The sequence below is a fragment of the Streptomyces beijiangensis genome (genome assembly GCF_017315755.1).
GTDB lineage: Bacteria > Actinomycetota > Actinomycetes > Streptomycetales > Streptomycetaceae > Streptomyces > Streptomyces beijiangensis.
This window is the reverse complement of record NZ_JAFLRJ010001396.1, coordinates 1-324: the sequence shown is the minus strand read 5'-3', so window position 1 is coordinate 324 and position 324 is coordinate 1. Positions and strand designations below refer to the sequence as shown.

General features: G+C 75.3%; 1 pseudogene. It reads right to left on the bottom strand.

Annotated elements, in window-relative coordinates:
• Positions 1–324 (bottom strand): annotated as a pseudogene (locus tag J0695_RS45950) (maltokinase N-terminal cap-like domain-containing protein); the annotation flags it as partial.

The following is a 324-nucleotide window of genomic DNA, read 5'->3' as shown; positions in this document are numbered from 1 at the left end:
TCCGTCTCGTACGCCCGCAGCAGCTCGGGCTCGGCGCGCGGGTCGGATCCCGCGAGGGCGGCGTACCCCTCGCAGTACGCGTCGCGGCAGCCCGCCGCCCAGCCGGGGTCCCACGGGCGGTGCGAGCGGGCCGCGTAGTCGAAGGAGCGCAGCATGCCCGCGATGTCGCGGGTGACGGGCTGCGGGCGTACGAGACGGACAAGGCGGTGTACGAGGTCCTGTACGAGGCCAGACACCGCCCCGACTGGCTGCCGGTCCCCATGGCAGCGATCCAGCGCCTCGCCGCTCCTGCCGCACCCCTCCCGAGGAGGCCCACCCCGTGAC